The 15,394-nt window shown below is 59.9% G+C and carries 12 protein-coding genes; all 12 read right to left on the bottom strand.

Features of this window, described 5'->3' with window-relative positions:
- Positions 1-9 precede the first annotated feature (9 nt).
- The 12 genes from ACVISU_RS34505 to asnB (ACVISU_RS34450) all read right to left on the bottom strand — a co-directional run bounded on the left by ACVISU_RS34505 (position 10) and on the right by asnB (ACVISU_RS34450) (position 15,387).
- Complete coding sequence (locus ACVISU_RS34505) at positions 10-1,026, bottom strand: pyridoxal-phosphate dependent enzyme (RefSeq protein WP_456709919.1); 1,017 nt, start codon at positions 1,024-1,026, stop codon at positions 10-12.
- The gene (locus ACVISU_RS34500) at positions 1,023-2,228 is read right to left on the bottom strand and encodes an ATP-grasp domain-containing protein (RefSeq protein ID WP_456709918.1); all 1,206 of its coding nucleotides are present in this window, start codon (positions 2,226-2,228) and stop codon (positions 1,023-1,025) included. Before ACVISU_RS34500 ends, ACVISU_RS34505 begins: the two co-directional genes overlap by 4 nt.
- A 40-nt stretch (positions 2,229-2,268) precedes the next feature.
- Positions 2,269-2,964, bottom strand: a complete 696-nt coding sequence (locus ACVISU_RS34495; RefSeq protein WP_456709917.1) for a class I SAM-dependent methyltransferase — start codon at positions 2,962-2,964, stop codon at positions 2,269-2,271.
- A gap of 69 nt (positions 2,965-3,033) precedes the next feature.
- On the bottom strand, positions 3,034-4,956 hold the full coding sequence (gene asnB / locus ACVISU_RS34490; protein WP_456709916.1) for an asparagine synthase (glutamine-hydrolyzing): 1,923 nt from the start codon (positions 4,954-4,956) through the stop codon (positions 3,034-3,036).
- Positions 4,957-4,989: 33 nt separating this feature from the next.
- On the bottom strand, positions 4,990-5,988 hold the full coding sequence (locus tag ACVISU_RS34485) for an NAD-dependent epimerase/dehydratase family protein (protein WP_456709915.1): 999 nt from the start codon (positions 5,986-5,988) through the stop codon (positions 4,990-4,992).
- A gap of 135 nt (positions 5,989-6,123) precedes the next feature.
- The gene (wecB, locus tag ACVISU_RS34480) at positions 6,124-7,185 is read right to left on the bottom strand and encodes a non-hydrolyzing UDP-N-acetylglucosamine 2-epimerase (protein ID WP_456709914.1); all 1,062 of its coding nucleotides are present in this window, start codon (positions 7,183-7,185) and stop codon (positions 6,124-6,126) included.
- Positions 7,185-8,243 (bottom strand): NAD-dependent epimerase/dehydratase family protein, encoded by a 1,059-nt coding sequence (locus ACVISU_RS34475; RefSeq protein WP_456709913.1) that lies wholly within the window; start codon positions 8,241-8,243, stop codon positions 7,185-7,187. Before ACVISU_RS34475 ends, wecB begins: the two co-directional genes overlap by 1 nt.
- 2 nt (positions 8,244-8,245) lie before the next feature.
- Positions 8,246-9,178, bottom strand: a complete 933-nt coding sequence (locus ACVISU_RS34470; protein WP_298363180.1) for an NAD-dependent epimerase/dehydratase family protein — start codon at positions 9,176-9,178, stop codon at positions 8,246-8,248.
- Positions 9,179-9,191: 13 nt separating this feature from the next.
- On the bottom strand, positions 9,192-10,139 hold the full coding sequence (locus ACVISU_RS34465; protein ID WP_456709912.1) for an NAD-dependent epimerase/dehydratase family protein: 948 nt from the start codon (positions 10,137-10,139) through the stop codon (positions 9,192-9,194).
- Positions 10,140-10,162: 23 nt separating this feature from the next.
- Positions 10,163-12,079: an asparagine synthase (glutamine-hydrolyzing) gene (asnB, locus tag ACVISU_RS34460; RefSeq protein ID WP_456709911.1), complete on the bottom strand. Its 1,917-nt coding sequence runs from the start codon at positions 12,077-12,079 to the stop codon at positions 10,163-10,165.
- Between the two features lie 49 nt (positions 12,080-12,128).
- Positions 12,129-13,457: a hypothetical protein gene (locus ACVISU_RS34455; RefSeq protein WP_456709910.1), complete on the bottom strand. Its 1,329-nt coding sequence runs from the start codon at positions 13,455-13,457 to the stop codon at positions 12,129-12,131.
- A 31-nt stretch (positions 13,458-13,488) separates the two neighbouring features.
- Positions 13,489-15,387, bottom strand: a complete 1,899-nt coding sequence (gene asnB / locus ACVISU_RS34450; RefSeq protein ID WP_456709909.1) for an asparagine synthase (glutamine-hydrolyzing) — start codon at positions 15,385-15,387, stop codon at positions 13,489-13,491.
- Positions 15,388-15,394 lie beyond the last annotated feature (7 nt).

Raw genomic sequence — 15,394 nt, 5'->3', positions numbered from 1 at the left:
GGAATGAGGTCAGAGAGCGAACGACAACAAGTCGGGACTATCGTAGGTGTGACGTTCGTCGGACTGGGTTTCGCCGAGGAAGAGATCGAGATAGGGAAGATAAGAGTCTGCCCCGACCAGAACAACCTCTATCTTTCCGCGCGTTCGCAAACCGTCGAGTCTTCCGGCGACCTTCTCCCGGTGCAGTCTGCGCAGCGCGCCTTGAAAGGCAAGACCGAAGCTCGGACCAAGCATCTGCGGCAGAACCCGCCAGGAATAGTAGGCCAGCAGGAACGACGGATGCCGTGTTCCAAATTCGAGATCTTGAGGGGCAAACAGTTTCTGCCAAGGAAGCCGGATATCCTTCTGGACCTTCGACAACGGCCGCGCTCCCGGAACTTCGTGATGCTCTTCCAGCAAAACCGGGAGGACGCGCGTGCCGAGGCCGTGCTCGTCGACATATTGCCTCAGCCCCATGCACGTCCCCATCGTGCCCGACGCCACGGCTACCAGCGAGACTTCTCCGGTCGCCGAAAAAAGCTGCGGCGCAAGATGGGTCTTGTGCGCCCAGGGATTTCTCCAGTTGTCGTACTGGTCGAGGGTGTAATTTCCCTCCTGGGCTCCCTCGCGACGGGCGCGCTCAACCGGCGTTTCTGCGGGGTCACTGTGCAGAACGACCTCGACGCCGCCCCCCATTACGGAGATCGCATTGATCTTGCCGCGCGCCGTACCGGCCGGCATGATGAGTTGGCATCGGATGCCGAGCGCCTTGCAGATCTTGGCGATGCCGTGACCCGTATTGCCGCTCGTCGCCTCCTTCACGACAGTTCGCTGCGAGATCAGACCTTCGGAGATCGGTCCGAGCAGCAATTCACGCGCCATATACGACTTGCTGTGCTCGACCTCGCCTGGAATCGACGCCGCCCGGATGACGACGCCATCGCCGTGGAATGGATTGAGCCACTCCGGAAAGGGGGCGGAAACCCGGACCAGGCGGCTGGCCGCCGGATCAGTCGCAGCAAGGAACGGATGGCGCGCAAGGCTCATGGCTTGTCACCTTCTTGATCAGTTGTGACGAACTGCACGGATTCGACCAGTCTTGCGGCGCGGTCGCGCGCCTCCGCGTTCGATTTCGATCGTACCAGCACATAACCCGGGCGTGCCAAATCGTTGTGAAGGTCGAGCCGGGCCTTGCCGACCTGTTCGTACATCTCGGCATCGACGACGTCGGGGAGATCCTTGATCCCGCGGAAGCCATCGATGGACCGCAGAATGCCCTCTCCTCGCGGGAAATAGTGCCACACCAGATGCTCGGATGCTTTTCTCGTGAAGTCCGGCAGACCACCGGTCAAGATCGCCGCGAGCAGTCCCGGGTAGTCATAGCCGGTCGATATCTCGCAGATCGGATGGAAATTGAGGCCACCGCCCGGACGTCCTCCGACCTCGAGCAGAAATGCCTCACCGTTACGGATCAGGACTTCGAAATGCGTCGTGCCATCGGTCAAGCGCATCGATGCACAAGCGGCAAAGACGAGGCGTTCGAGCGCTGCCCGGTGGGAGTGACCGATAGGTCCGGGGAAGTGGAGCTTTTGCACCACCGTATCGTTCCCGGGATAGTTCTCCTTGTCGGAGATCGACAGCAGGGTCGGGCTTCCGCGGCAAATCAACACCTCCAGTGTGTGCTCGGTCCCCTGGATGAATTCCTCGATCACGACGTCGCCATCGAGATAGGTCTTTTCGACGTCGCTCAGACGCGCCTGCACCTCGTCCCAACCGCGGGCGACAAACACACCGCGGCTTCCTCCGCCCGAAAATGCCGGCTTGACCACGGCCGGCCAGCTCTCCCATTGCGGAAACTGCCCGGCCGCCAGTTGCGCCACCGTGCTGAACACGCAGCGCGCAGTCGGCAATCCGCCCTCGATCCAGCAACGCTTCATCGCAACCTTGCTGACGAAGCAAAGCTCTGCAAATTCGTTCCAGCCCGGCAGACCGCGCTCTCTCGCGATACTGGCTGCGGCGCGGATGGCAAAGTCGTTCAGCGGAATGATCCCGTCGAATGCGAACTCTGCCAGCGCAGCCGATGTCGCGGCAACGTCGGAGAAATTCTGCTGGACAAACAGGTCCGCGACGTCACGCGCGGGGGCCTCTGCGCTGCCGTCGACGGCAAGGACACGATAGCCATGCTGCTGGATCCGCTTGATGGCCGGGCATGCCATCTGATTGCCACCGAGCAATACAACAGTCTTCATCGGTTTCAGCTCCAGCTGCTTCCCGCGCGTCGGCGACCAGCTAGCGGCCCATACCGCGCCATCGGCCGGTCAATTCGGCGAAGCGCTCCTGTTGGGCAGCGAAGATGAAATTGTCCTTGTCGATCGCATTGTCCTTGTACGCGTAGATGGCGTACTCGTACGGCATGTAGTCATGCCTGACCGTAAATCTGTTGGTCAGGCCGGTAACGACCCGAAGCACGTCTGCGAACGGCGGCCTCGCGTGAACCGGGTGGGTGTAGTCGACCAGCGGGCTCAGCAGATTGAAGACAAGGCCTTTTCGGCAGAGCCCCCACATGATCCCCAGCATGCTTTCAAAATGATCCATGAAGGGCACGGCTTCGGTTGCACTGCTGAGCGCCTGGCAGCAGAAGCACCAGTCCCAGACGCGATCCGGCGGCGTCTTCTGGATATCGACAACAGCGAGCTCCGCTTCGGGATAGACACGCTTTCCTTCCTCGATCAGCTGCGCGTTGATGTCGATCCCGGTGTAGGCGCCCTGCCAACCCGTGGAGCGGAGGAAATCGAACAGGTCGCCGTAGCCACAGCCGATATCGACGATCGAATCGGCCGCCTGCAAACCGTCAACCTGACGCAGGATGTCAAAGAAGAACGCCTGTCGATGCTTGGGTTCGCCGAGTGCGGCGGCGCCATGCCCGACCTCGTCGATACGGCTCGCGTAGCGCGCCAGGATCTTTTCCTTGTCAATATCGTGCATGAGTTCGCTCGGTTGGTCGGGAGTTTCAGCTAAAGACCGTTCGTTCAGCCTGCGGCGCCTTGGCCCTTATCAATTCACCGAACGCGTCGCCGTTGACGATGCCTGATGCTCGGAAGATTGCTGACGCAACGCATATTCGACGTTAATCAGCGACCAGATGAGCAGGCGGCGATTTTCGCGACCGTCGAGATGATCGCCGATCAAGGCGCGCAGCGGCTTGGGGTCGAGGTAGCGGTAGATTTCCGCTTTATCGTCGAACAGGATGCTGCGAACGAAATCGATGCTCTGCCCCTTGAACCAGCTTGCGTCCGGACCGGAGAAACCCTGCTTGTCCCGCTCGGCGACTTCTTGCGGAATATGGCGAAGCATCACGTTTCGCAGCAGCATCTTGCCGTCGTGAGCCTTGTGGAAATATGCCGCCGTCTTTCTGCCCAGTGCATTCTCGTCCAGTGCGACGACCTCGTCGAGCTTGCCGAGCTTCATCCGGACCGGCAGCTTCATGGCGAAATCGACAAGATCGTTGTCAAGAAAAGGCACGCGCGTTTCCAGCGAATGCGCCATCGACAGCTTGTCCTCCACGGTCAGCAGCCCGTGGAGAAACGTCTTGGCCTCCAGATAGAGCGAATGATTGACGTAGTCCTCCGGACGGGTCAGGCGCTCCGCGTGCTGGCTGAACATGTCCCGGAAGATATCGCGCGTCCAGACACCCTGCACCTCGCTCCAGATCGGCGCGAAGACACGCTTCAGCACGCTGTTGGGAATGAGGCGCTGCCAGTAGTCGTAATACTTGTCGATATACTCCTCGAAGCTCTGGTTCACCACGGCACGATAATAACGCCACGGATAGCCGCCGAAGATCTCGTCGCCGCCGGTCCCCGCCAAGACGACCTTGTTGAACTTGCTGGCGAGCTGCGCGACGTAATAGTTCGGATAACTCTGTCCCACCCGAGGCTCTTCTAGATGCCAGGTCAGCTTGGGAAGTACGCGCTCCATGTCGCCCGACTTCAGCACCATTTCGTAGTGCTCGGTACGAAACAGATACGACATTCGCTCCGAGGCCGCGCGCTCGTCGTACTGCAGCTCCATGCCGGACACCGAGCTCAGGTCGAAGCCGCACGTAAAGGTCCGCATGTAGCTGAGCGACTGCGCCGCGATCGCCGTGACCGTTCCTGAGTCCAGGCCGCCCGAGAGATATGCCCCGATGTCGACATCCGATACGAGCTGCCGCTTCACGGCCTGCTGAATCAGATGGTCGAGCTCGTCCTGGTAGTCAGCTTCGGACCGGCCCGTCTCCGGCTCCTGAAAGGTATAGTCCCAGTATCGGGTCAGCCTTGGCTGCGTGCCGGGTGCGGCCTCGGGCGATACGGTCAGGTAGTAACCCGCGGGCAGGATACGAACGCCCTTGAGCAAGGTGCGATCGGTGAAGAAGTTCTGGAACGTGAAGTACTCGAACAGCCCTTCTGAATCGAGCTGTGAGCTGAAGTTCGGAACGGCACGGAAGGCCTTCGATTCCGATGCAAACAGCAACTGGTTGTCGCCGGACCAGTAGTAAAGCGGCTTGATGCCGTAGCGGTCCCTCGCGAGCGTGAGCTTGCGCTCCTTGCGATCCCATAGGGCGAAGGCGAACATGCCGTTGAAGCGCTGCAGGGCACCCAGGCCCCATGCAGTGATCGCTTGCAGCAGAACTTCGGTATCGCTGGTCGACCTGAAGCGATGCCCCTGCGATTCAAGCTCAGTGCGAAGCTCCCGGTAGTTGTAGATTTCGCCATTGTAGGAAATCACAAACCGGCCGTCGGCCGTGTGCATCGGCTGCTCGCCGGTCGGGCTTAGGTCGATGATCGCAAGCCGACGATGTCCGAGACCGATCGCGCCGTCGATCCATTGGCCTTCGCCATCCGGACCACGATGGGCGATCGCCGCCGTCATCGCACGCAAAACATGCGAAGAGACCGGCCGCTGGTCGAGGTTAAGAATGCCTGCGACGCCACACATGCCTAAATCCGCCTGATCCCGGACTGCAAAGCCTTATTCAATGCCGGCCTTCGCACGTCGGCGCTCGAGACCGGCCCGGTGCTTCGACCGCCATTCGATCAGCATCTGCAAGCCCTCACGCAAATCGACTTCGGCAGTGAAGCCGATCTCCTCTGCGGCTCGCTTCGTGGAGCCGACCCGATTGCGGACGAACGTCGCATTGCTCCGCGGCGCATACTGGATCGGCTGATTTGACCCCGTCAGCTGCAACAGCAATTCGGCGAGCTGCTTGAGCGAGGTGCGCTCGCCCGTTCCGACATTGTAGTAGCGGGCGACCGTATCGGCCGACATCGCGCAGATGTTTGCACGCGCACAATCCAGCACCGACACGAAGTCGAACGCTTCCGAACCATCGCCCAGAATGGTCGGCCCTTCACCCCGGTCGATGGCATCGAGCATCTTCATGATGACCGCGATGTAGGCTCCCTGATAATCCTGACGCGGCCCGTAGACGTTCATGTAGCGCAAGCCGACCGCAGGCAAGCCGTAACGGTGACAGAACGCCGTCGCCATCGCCTCCCCTGCGATCTTGGTCGCCCCGTAGAAGTTCTTGTTGTTGAACGGATGATCTTCGGTCATCGGCTCTTCCACGGCGTCGCCGTAAACCGACGCCGAAGATGAATACACGAGGCGCTTGATCCGGTTCGCGACGCAGGCTTCGAGCACGTTGAACGTACCTCGAATATTGGTGTCGAAGGCCGCCCGAGGAAATTCATGACATTGCAGAAGCCAGAGCGCGGCAAAATGGAACACGCCATCCTTGCCCTTCATCGCGGCATCAAGGATGTCGGATTGGCAGATATCGCCGCCTGCCTCGAAGATCTTCACCCGCGGATCCCTGAGAGCACGCTCGATGTTCTCGACGGAACCGCGCGCGAAATTGTCGAAGATCACGATCTCGCCGACATCGTGCTTTGCGAGCTGTTCGACCGCATGCGAGCCGATCAATCCCGCTCCGCCGATCACGAGGAACTTCTTGCCGTTGATTTCCAAGGTTGACCTGTTCGACTAGAGTTTGCGCTTCACCGCGCGGGCACAAATTGCGCTCGCAGAAAAGCAATTATGACGGTTGAATATGCCGGACGACCGGCAGGAGGCCGAGGGACACAAATCCCGTCGGCAAGAACCTCAACCTGCTGCACGTAACGGGGCTTGGTCACGCAGCAGTTCGGCGATCTCGAAAGCTGCGCGTCCCCGCCCGTAGTCGGTGATATCCTTCCGCACCTGATGCGCCGGTCCCTTCCAAAGTCGATTCCAGCCGTTTGCAACCGTCTCGGTCCACTCGGTCTCGTCGCGCAGCGTGACGCATGGCACCCGATGAAAGTAAGCTTCCTTTTGGAGGCCACCGGAGTCCGTGTACACGTCGGTGGCGTGATGCAGCAGCTTTGCCATGTCGAGATAGCCGACCGGATCAATGATGCGCAGTCCTTCCAGGCTCACGCCCAGCCGCGAAGCGGCACCCCGGGTGCGCGGATGCAACGGCAGCACCACGGTACGCCCGTGCGACTGCTCCAGCAGGAATTGAACGACATCGCGGAGCCGCTCCGGATCGTCCGTATTCTCCGCGCGATGCACGGTGGCAAGCGCGTATTGCTTGGGTTGAAGCCCCAGTTCGCTCAGGATCGTGGAACTGATTTCGGCCTTCTCCAGTGCAAACAAGGTGGCGTCATACATCACATCGCCGACGTGATGCACGCCCTTGACCACGCTCTCTGCCGCAAGGTTGGCGATCGCTGTCGCCGTCGGACACAGGTGGAGCGTCGAGAGATGATCCGTCACGATCCGGTTCAGCTCCTCAGGCATCCGCCGGTTGAAGGATCGGAGCCCGGCTTCGACATGCGCCACCGGAATGTGAATCTTGGCGGCAGCCAACGAACCGGCCAGCGTCGAGTTCGTGTCGCCGTACACCACAACCCAATCCGGCTTTTCGGCAAGCAAGATCGGCTCGATCGCCATCAGCATTCGCCCGGTCATGTCGCCGTGACCACCGCCGTTGATGTCCAGATGATGCTTCGGCCTCGGGATGGCCAATTCCTCGAAGAACAGATCAGACATGTTCGCGTCAAAATGCTGACCGGTGTGAATCATCACTTCCGTCAGTCCATCCGTATCGCGGATGGCCCGGCTGAGCGCCGCGGCCTTGATGAACTGCGGTCGCGCACCGACCACAGTCAGGATCTTGATGGACATCAGGAATACTTCGCAACGTCGGGCACGTGCGTCACGTGATTACGCATGCAGCCGAGGATACGGTCACGGTTTTCCCGCGTCCAAGCGATGGTCCGCCTCAGGCCGTCCTCATGCGCGACGCTCGCCACGAACCCGAGCTTCTCCCGCGCCTTCGCCGGATCGCCGAAGCGCTGACCCGACCTGTCCCAGTCGCGCGCCGGCGTAAGCGCGATCGGGGTCTGGTTGCCGGTGATCGAGTTCACTCGCTTCGCCAGATCGAGGATGCTGGTCTCGACGCCCGAAGCGAGATTGTAGATCTCGCCGGGGTCACCCGAGAGAGCGCAAGCCATCAAACCGCGCGCCATGTCTTCGACGAAGATGAAGTCGCGCGAGGCTATCCCGCCATTCTCGACCGGAAGCGCTTCGTCGTGCAACGCCTTCCAGATGAAGGTCGGGGTGACGTTCCGCCAAACCGTGTGAACGGTGCCGCGCCAGCGGCCCGCACCCAGGATCTCTCCCGGCCCGTACACGTTCTGGAAACGAGCCTTCACGAAGGGGAGCTTGTACCGGGTGAAATAGTAGTTGCCGTACATCTCCCCGATCAGCTTGGAGATCGAATAGGGGCTGTCGTGGTACAGCGAGACCGGAGCATCCTCCGTCGTAGCCGAAGCGCCGTCGAAGGTCTTCTCGGCCACCGCGCAACCGGCTGCGGCATACACCACCTTCTGCAGCGAGCGGATGGCCTTGAGCCTTTCGAACAGCTTCAGGCTGGTCAGCGTGTTGTTGTCGTGATCCGCCATCGGATCGGCGATCGACGACTGGTTGCCGTGGAAGCATGCCAGATGGAAGGCAAAGTCGAGGTCATCGGGCAGTGCGGCGAGCACGGCGTCATCGGTGATCGGACGCGAGACGAACTGGATCCGGGGATCATCCGGCACGTTCGAGGCGTCGGCCGACAGCAAATTGTCGACGACAATGACCTTGGCCGGCGCTTGTTCAAGCAACAGCCGCACGAGATTTGAGCCGACAAATCCGGCTCCGCCGACGACGAGAATGGTCGATCCGTTAAATGACTTCATGATCAGCTCTTGGGTGCCACCAGGTGACTGTAAACGTCGCTCACGCCATGGGCGTCGTACCAGGCAAGCAGCCGTCGAATGGTCTCGTCGAACGGCACTTTGGCCTGCCATCCGAGACGCTCGCGGGTCCGGCTTGGGTCCGGTACGACCGACGGCACGTCGTCGTCGCCCACCGGCACCACCTTCACGTCGGGATCGGCCGGCAGACCGAGGTGGGCACGCACGAGGTCGTAGATTTCCTTGATCGAGTGGCCGATCCCGCTCGATACGTTGAAGACGCCGGTCGGCGCCTGCTCGGCCATCGCGAGATCGACTGCAGCCAGGAAGTCGGACATATCGAGGAAGTCGCGCTGCGCGTCGCTGCAGAAGCAGCCCTGCCCGGCCTTCAGGCGCTTGTAGAAGGTCGGGATCGGTCCGATCGCCAGGCGAGGACCGGTCACGTTGGCAAGTCGCAGCGACATGTAAGGCAGGCCGCTCATCGCCAGATACTGCTCGCCGGCAACCTTCGAAATGCCGTAGCTGGTGAACGGCCGCAGCGGATGCTCGACCGGGATCGGCGTGGTTTCCGGCCGGCCATAGCACAGCACGGTCTGGAAATTCAGAATCCGGCTCGCGCCGGCGGCACGTGCCGCATCGATCACGTTCACGGTGCCATCGACGTTGGTTACGACGTCCTCCCGCCAGTTCGCCGGATCCTTGTAGGACGCGGCCGAATGCACCACATGCGTCGGCCGAAACCCCTCGAACGCCGACGTGACGAGGTCCCGATCGGCGATCGAGCCTTCGATCAAGGTCAGGCCCGGAAGCGCAGGCACAACCTCGCGCTTGCCGGTGGCGAAATTGTCGATCACGAGGATCTCGTGACCTTGCGGCAGCCAGTGCTCGATCAGGTTCGAGCCGAGGCAGCCCGCGCCGCCGGTGATGATGATGCGCATGTCGCCGTTCCGATCAGGTACGGATTTCCGCACGCGCTTCCTTCAGGTGCGTATAGCCGCCGACAACGCCTTCCTTCTCCCAGCGCTCGACCGACAGGCGGGCGATCTCATCGAGCGAGGTGAATTCGACGGCACCGAAATCCTTGAAGGTGCGTGACGGGTCGAGCAGGATTGAAGGCGCATCGTCCGGGCCAAGCGGCTTCACTTCCGGTTCCGGATAATCATTGATCTTCATCGCCCGCACCACGGAATCGTAGAGCTCCTTGATGGCGACGTCCTTGCCCGACGAGAAGTGGTAGGTGCCGCGGCCGACGCCATCGGCGGCCTTGACGACGACACGGGCAAGATCGCCCGCGTAGCAGAAGTCGCGGCGCGCCGGCGTGACGAAGCACTTCTGCCCCTTGGCCAGCCGCCCGTAGAAGATCGGCAGCGGCCCCGACACGTTTCGCGGCCCGATCACGTTGGCAAGGCGGAACGTCACCCATTCGACGCCGGAGAACTGCACGTAGTGCTCGCCGGCCGTCTTCGAGATCGCATAGCTGGAATTGACGGGATTGATCGGATGGTCCAGTGGGATCGGCGACTGCAGCGGCTTGGTGCCATAGCAGAGCGCCGTCTGGAAGTAGATCAGGCGGGATACGCCGAAGGTCTTGCAGGCCTTCGCGACGTTGGCCGTCCCGACCGCGTTCACCAACGCATCGGTGCTCCAGTCTTCCGGATCCTTATAGGATGCCGCAGTGTGGATAACGACCTCCGGCCGGAAATCGGAAAAAAGTCGATCGACCACTTCGGCGTTCGCGATCGTGTCTTCGACCAGAGTGAGATTTGCGTGCTTGGTGAGGTTGTCGGCTCTGCCGGTCGCGTAATTGTCGATCGCAACCACCGTGTCGCCACGCGACAGCAGCATGTCAATGACCGTCGATCCGACCTGTCCGGCTCCGCCGGTTACAAAAATCTTCATAGCCACCATCCAGATTGAGAAGTTTAAGCGCTGACCATCGCACGAAACTCGGCTGCTCGGTCGTGAAAGCGTTGATGCCAGAGCTCCAGACTGAGAAGCCCCCACGTCTTTCGGGAGAAGCGGGACTGTTCGCCGAAGTGCGAAAGCACAGTATCGCTGTTGAAGAACGGTCTATGCTTTAGCCTCTGCTCACCGAATATGTCCAGAACAAAGCCCTTCAGGTCCCCGTCAAACCACTCCTTCAGCGGCACCGGGAAACCCATCTTGTCCCGCCGCTCGATCAAGGCCTTAGGCAGGGTATCCTCGTATGCGACCTTCATGAGGTGCTTCATCTGTCCGCCCATGAATTTCACGTCGGCGGGAACGGACGCCAGAAATTCGACGAGAGGATGGTCAAGGAGCGGCACGCGGCTTTCCAGCCCATGTGCCATGCTCATGCGATCCTCGACATGGAGCAAGGCCGGCAACAGACACTTGAAGTCGAAATGCGTCATCTTGTCGAAATAGGCTTCTTTCTTGACGTTGTCCTTGTTGTTGAAGATGGCCCGGAAGGATTCGAAGACCGAGTCCTTGTTCAGTCCGCTCCAGTTGACCTCACCCACCATGTCAGTCGAACGATCGACCAGCCTAAAATATCTCCGGTCGAGATCCTCGAAGAGGCCGTCCCGCCAAAACTCCTTCATCAGCGGCTTGTATTCGCGAAGCAGACCGAGGTTCGGCACAATCGACTCGATCGTCACGACGTAATGTCCGTTTCGATAGGTACCGTCGACAGCCGCCTTGATGCATTGCTCAAAGTAGGCGACCAGATAGCGGGCGTAGCCACCCAGGAGTTCGTCGCCCCCCTGCCCGCCGAGGACGACCTTGAGATGCTTGGCGGCGAGCGCGGACACCATGTACTGCGGGAATGAGCCTGGTCCGGCGACCGGAAAGTCCAGATGGTAGATCACGTCTCCGATATGACTCCGGAAATCCTCGGCCGTAATATCCACCGTATGGAGCGACATCTCCGCCAGTTCTGCGACCGTCTTGGCGTAATGGCTTTCGTCGTAGCCGGGATATTCGAGGAAGCGACCATGAAATGCATCGCGGCTGCGATGGTCGAGCTTGGATGCCAGAAGCGCAACCAAGCTCGAGTCAAGACCACCAGAGACGTAACCTCCGACGGGCACATCTGAGCGCAGGTGTACGCGCATCGAATCGGACAGTAGTTCGGTAAATCGCCGCTCGAAGTAGATTGGACTATGATCAAAGTCGACGTCGTACTGAACGTCCCAATACCGCCTCGTCGAAAACTGCCCGTTCTCTACGCGGAGAGCGTGCCCCGGCAACAGGGTCGATATTGCCTTGAACAGCGTCTTCTCGCCAATGGTGTACTGGAACGTGAGGTATTCGCCGAGCGCATCAGGATCAGTATCGATGGTGTCCAGAAACGGCAGCAGCGCCTTCGCTTCGGAGGCGAAGTACAGAACCCCCTTCCGCACCGTGTAATGGAACGGCTTGATCCCAAACCGGTCGCGCGCGGCAAACAGCTTCTTGTTCCGTTCGTCCCAAATAGCGAAAGCAAACATTCCGCGCAGATGGTCGACGCAGCCCTCGCCCCAGCGATCGTAAGCGGCAAGAATAACCTCGGTATCCGAATTCGATTGGAACGTCCAGCGATCCGAGAGCTGCTGCCGCAGCTCGACGAAGTTGTAGATTTCCCCGTTATACGAAATGACCGTGCCGTTCGGAGCGAGCATCGGCTGGGCGCCGGCAGGCGTGAGATCGATGATTGCAAGGCGGCGGTGGACCAGGCCGACACGTTGCGCATCATCGCTCCACGAGCCGAATCCATCGGGCCCACGGTGGGCGATCAACCGTCCCATCGCATCGAGCGATGCTTTCCCGCGAGTAAGGGGCAGCCCTGCGAAGGAAACGAAGCCTGCGATTCCGCACATAAAGTTGTCCGAGTCTAGATTGTGATGTCCGCGCCGACGAGGGCGCAATTTATCCGCGAATTCTGCGTCCCAACGTCAGCACTTGCCTGCCCAACGTCACGGCAACCGTGTGGAGGAAATTTGGGACGAACCCGATTTCTTTCATATCGGCGATATGATCCTGATGCGCACGAAGCACGCCCAGAGTAAGCGCTTCACGCAGAGCGACCTCTTCGTCCACCGGAGCGGGCCAACCGCCGCCGTCCGTCAAGGCCAGCCCCTTTTTATCCGCAATATTTCTTATCTGCATCAGCATATCGGAGACAAAGTGGCGGTAGCGAAACTTCGGATTGCCGACCAGCGCCCGATAACAGGCATCGATTCGCGTCTCGTTGGCGTTGTCATCCTGCATCTGCTCGAAAACCTCGTCCGCGTTCGAGCAATCGGGTTCAACAGATATGTAATGCTCGCCAGCATTCAGCGCGCCGGCGTATTTTCCGGGAGTCAGGATCTGGCATGATCCCGCTATCGCCGCCTCGAACAAGCGCGGTCCGAAGGCCGAGTACACGCGCTTCATGTCCTGCCCCGGGAAACAGGTTCTCTCCAACTCCTCGAAGCTGGCTGACCGGTTCCGCTGCAGCTGAGTCTCAACACGCGCCCTGATCTCTCCTCTTGGATCAATCAGCGAACTCCCGCTCTCACATCCGAGCGTGAACTTGCAATTGCCGAGAAACCGCAACCAGGCGTCGCCGACCAACACGTCGCGAGTGTCGGTGGAAATGTCCAGCTTCAAGTCGCGACCGTTCATTCCCGAGCGAAAATGATCGCCTAGCTCGGACTTCATGCGCCCGAGCCGTCCGAAATAGGCAGGGAGCGCCTTGGCCCGGTAGCCCACATCGATCTTTCGCTCCCTGAAAGGAACCGAAAACCGCTGCATTAATGCGACGTCGGCATCGTCAATATAGCCAGTCAGCCCCTCGACGATTGCCGCGCGCTTCCCTGATCGAGGATAGAATTCGTCCCTGTGCTCGTGACACACCGAATAGATGAGATCGACCTTCCAATCCGCCAGCCAGTCATCGAGGATCTCGGTGTGGTCATACTCGTCTTGTGGCAGAGCGATCTTGACCGCGTCCGACTTGGCTATGAAGGCATACTGCTCGAGAATGCGATCGAGCCGCAGCGATTTCGGCTTCGCCCATCGCCAAGTGAGAAAAGTCGTATCAAGAACGATCGCGTCAAAGCACTGGTTACGAAGCCGAGCGGTCACCGGCTGGCGCGTGCTGTGCAACGTATATTCGTTCTGCGGCGCGTATTTGATCAGGCAAAAAGCGTGATTGACCGAGGTGCGCCGCGCAGACGCTAGATCGTCGATCTCGTGGAGGATCAAAACCCGCATTTGGTCGGTTTCTTGAGCAGGTGGCGATCCGCTACGCCGTGATACCGAAACGCTCGCCCCAGATTCCCATGTTCACAATGCGCCAAAGCGAGAAGTCCACCGACCGCTCGCCATTCAGCATTTCTCGAACATGAGATCTGGTCTCCTGCGCATCAAAAAGTTCTGGAAAACGCTTCAGACTCGATTCCGTCCCCTCGAGCATGAGATCCCTCAAGGGACCTCGAAACCATGCCTGCTCCGGCGTCGTGAAGCCGAGCTTGTCCCGCCGTTCGCGAACTCGTTTTGGCAGAACGTCCTGCATGGCGCGGCGCAGGACGCGCTTTGTGTCGCCGCCCACGATCTTGTGATCATTGCCGAGGGCAAGATTGAACTCGACTAACGGGTGATCCAGGAACGGCACGCGCGCCTCGATCGAGTGAGCCATCGAATTGCGGTCCTCCCAGTGCAGCAGCGTCTGGAGGTTAGACGCATAAGTCATGGTCAGACAAAGGCTTCGCAGATCTTCGACGGGCGGCAGGTCCAACAGATCGGAGGCAAGCGATAGCGCCGGACTCCGATTACCATGTTCACGGATGATCGGCCCTGAAAGCCAGTCGCGCGCCGGAGGTGCCGCCTGAACTGCCGGAAGGAGGGCTCCAATGCCGGTGGCAATGAGCTTCGGAAAAATGGGCAGCGCGTATTGGCGCAGCAAGGGACTTAGCGGGGCCTTGTGGTAGGCCACGCGCTCCAAGACGGTCCGCGCGATCTGTCCGAACTGGCCTGCTTTGCGAAGACCTTGGAAGTAATATTGATAGCAGCCGTGATATCCGGCCAGTTGCTCATCAGCTCCTTGTCCATCGAGCATGACCTTGACGCCAGCCCTGCTGGCCTCTTCGAAGACGCACCATTGCGCAAAAATGGAGCTGGATCCAAACGGCTCGTCCTGGTGCCAGGTGATCTCCGCGGCACGCGACATAACGTCTTCCGGACGCGGGAAGACATAATGGGGTCGAGCGCTGGTCGCGCTTACAACCTCCTCCATGAACGGCTTCTCGTCCGCTTCCTTTTCCCGATAGCAGGCCGAAACGGTGTTGATGACAGCATCGGCACCAAGCTGACGCGCCATCGTGCAGACAATCGACGACGAGTCGAGTCCTCCAGACAGGCAGGAGCCGATCGCCACATCCGAACGCAAATGTAACTGCACCGATTTGTCGAAAAGCCAACGAAACTGATCGGCGGCCTCCGCTTCGCTTAGATTCGAGGTGCCGGCCGTCGCCGGATACCAACGTGCGGCTGTCGTTTCAGGCCCACTACCACTCGTTTGTACAATTGCGAACTCTCCGGCTCGCAACTGATGCACGCGGTCAAACATGGTTTCCGATGTATGATCCGACATACCCACGCTGAGAAAATCGTGGACGCGCGCAATGTTCATCCGCCCTGTCCAACCCGGAAGCTGAACGAGTTGTTTGATTTCCGAAGCAAACGCAATTGCCTGGCCCGCTCGGAAGAAATAGAGCGGCTTGATCCCAAACCGGTCGCGCGCGGCGAATAGAGATTTTTCGCGGTCATCCCAAATTAGGAAAGCGAACATGCCGCGCAGCCTCGACAGGCAATCCCGGCCCCAAACCATGTAGGCCCGCAGCAGTACTTCGCTGTCAGTCTCTGTCGTAAAAATCTCGCCCTGTGCGCGCAGCTCTTCTCGAAGTTCGAGATAGTTGTATATCTCCCCGTTGAATACGAGCTGATATCGACCGGATTGATCAGCCATTGGCTGAAGGCCGGCGTCGCTGACGTCGATGATGGCAAGACGGCGGTGCCCCAAGGCGACAGGACCAGACGGGCTCGACAAGACGCGCCAGCCACGTCCATCCGGTCCTCGATGCGCCACGATGTCAATCCGCTTCGGATCGGGTTCGAAGCCGATTGAGGCAAAAAGTCCGCACATTCAATCC

This window comes from Bradyrhizobium sp. USDA 4452, assembly GCF_054063575.1.
This window is presented reverse-complemented; position numbering and strand designations above follow the sequence as displayed.

What these genes read in the sequence shown, in the direction of transcription:
- ACVISU_RS34505 (WP_456709919.1), bottom strand. Translation starts at nt 1,026, where the DNA reads ATGAGCCTTGCGCGCCATCCGTTCCTTGCTGCGACTGATCCGGCGGCC.
- ACVISU_RS34495 (WP_456709917.1), bottom strand. Translation starts at nt 2,964, where the DNA reads ATGCACGATATTGACAAGGAAAAGATCCTGGCGCGCTACGCGAGCCGT.
- wecB (WP_456709914.1), bottom strand. Translation starts at nt 7,185, where the DNA reads ATGTCCATCAAGATCCTGACTGTGGTCGGTGCGCGACCGCAGTTCATC.
- asnB (WP_456709911.1), bottom strand. Translation starts at nt 12,079, where the DNA reads ATGTGCGGAATCGCAGGCTTCGTTTCCTTCGCAGGGCTGCCCCTTACT.
- ACVISU_RS34465 (WP_456709912.1), bottom strand. Translation starts at nt 10,139, where the DNA reads ATGAAGATTTTTGTAACCGGCGGAGCCGGACAGGTCGGATCGACGGTC.
- ACVISU_RS34455 (WP_456709910.1), bottom strand. Translation starts at nt 13,457, where the DNA reads ATGCGGGTTTTGATCCTCCACGAGATCGACGATCTAGCGTCTGCGCGG.
- ACVISU_RS34475 (WP_456709913.1), bottom strand. Translation starts at nt 8,243, where the DNA reads ATGAAGTCATTTAACGGATCGACCATTCTCGTCGTCGGCGGAGCCGGA.
- ACVISU_RS34470 (WP_298363180.1), bottom strand. Translation starts at nt 9,178, where the DNA reads ATGCGCATCATCATCACCGGCGGCGCGGGCTGCCTCGGCTCGAACCTG.
- asnB (WP_456709909.1), bottom strand. Translation starts at nt 15,387, where the DNA reads ATGTGCGGACTTTTTGCCTCAATCGGCTTCGAACCCGATCCGAAGCGG.
- asnB (WP_456709916.1), bottom strand. Translation starts at nt 4,956, where the DNA reads ATGTGTGGCGTCGCAGGCATTCTTAACCTCGACCAGCGGCCGGTCTCT.
- ACVISU_RS34500 (WP_456709918.1), bottom strand. Translation starts at nt 2,228, where the DNA reads ATGAAGACTGTTGTATTGCTCGGTGGCAATCAGATGGCATGCCCGGCC.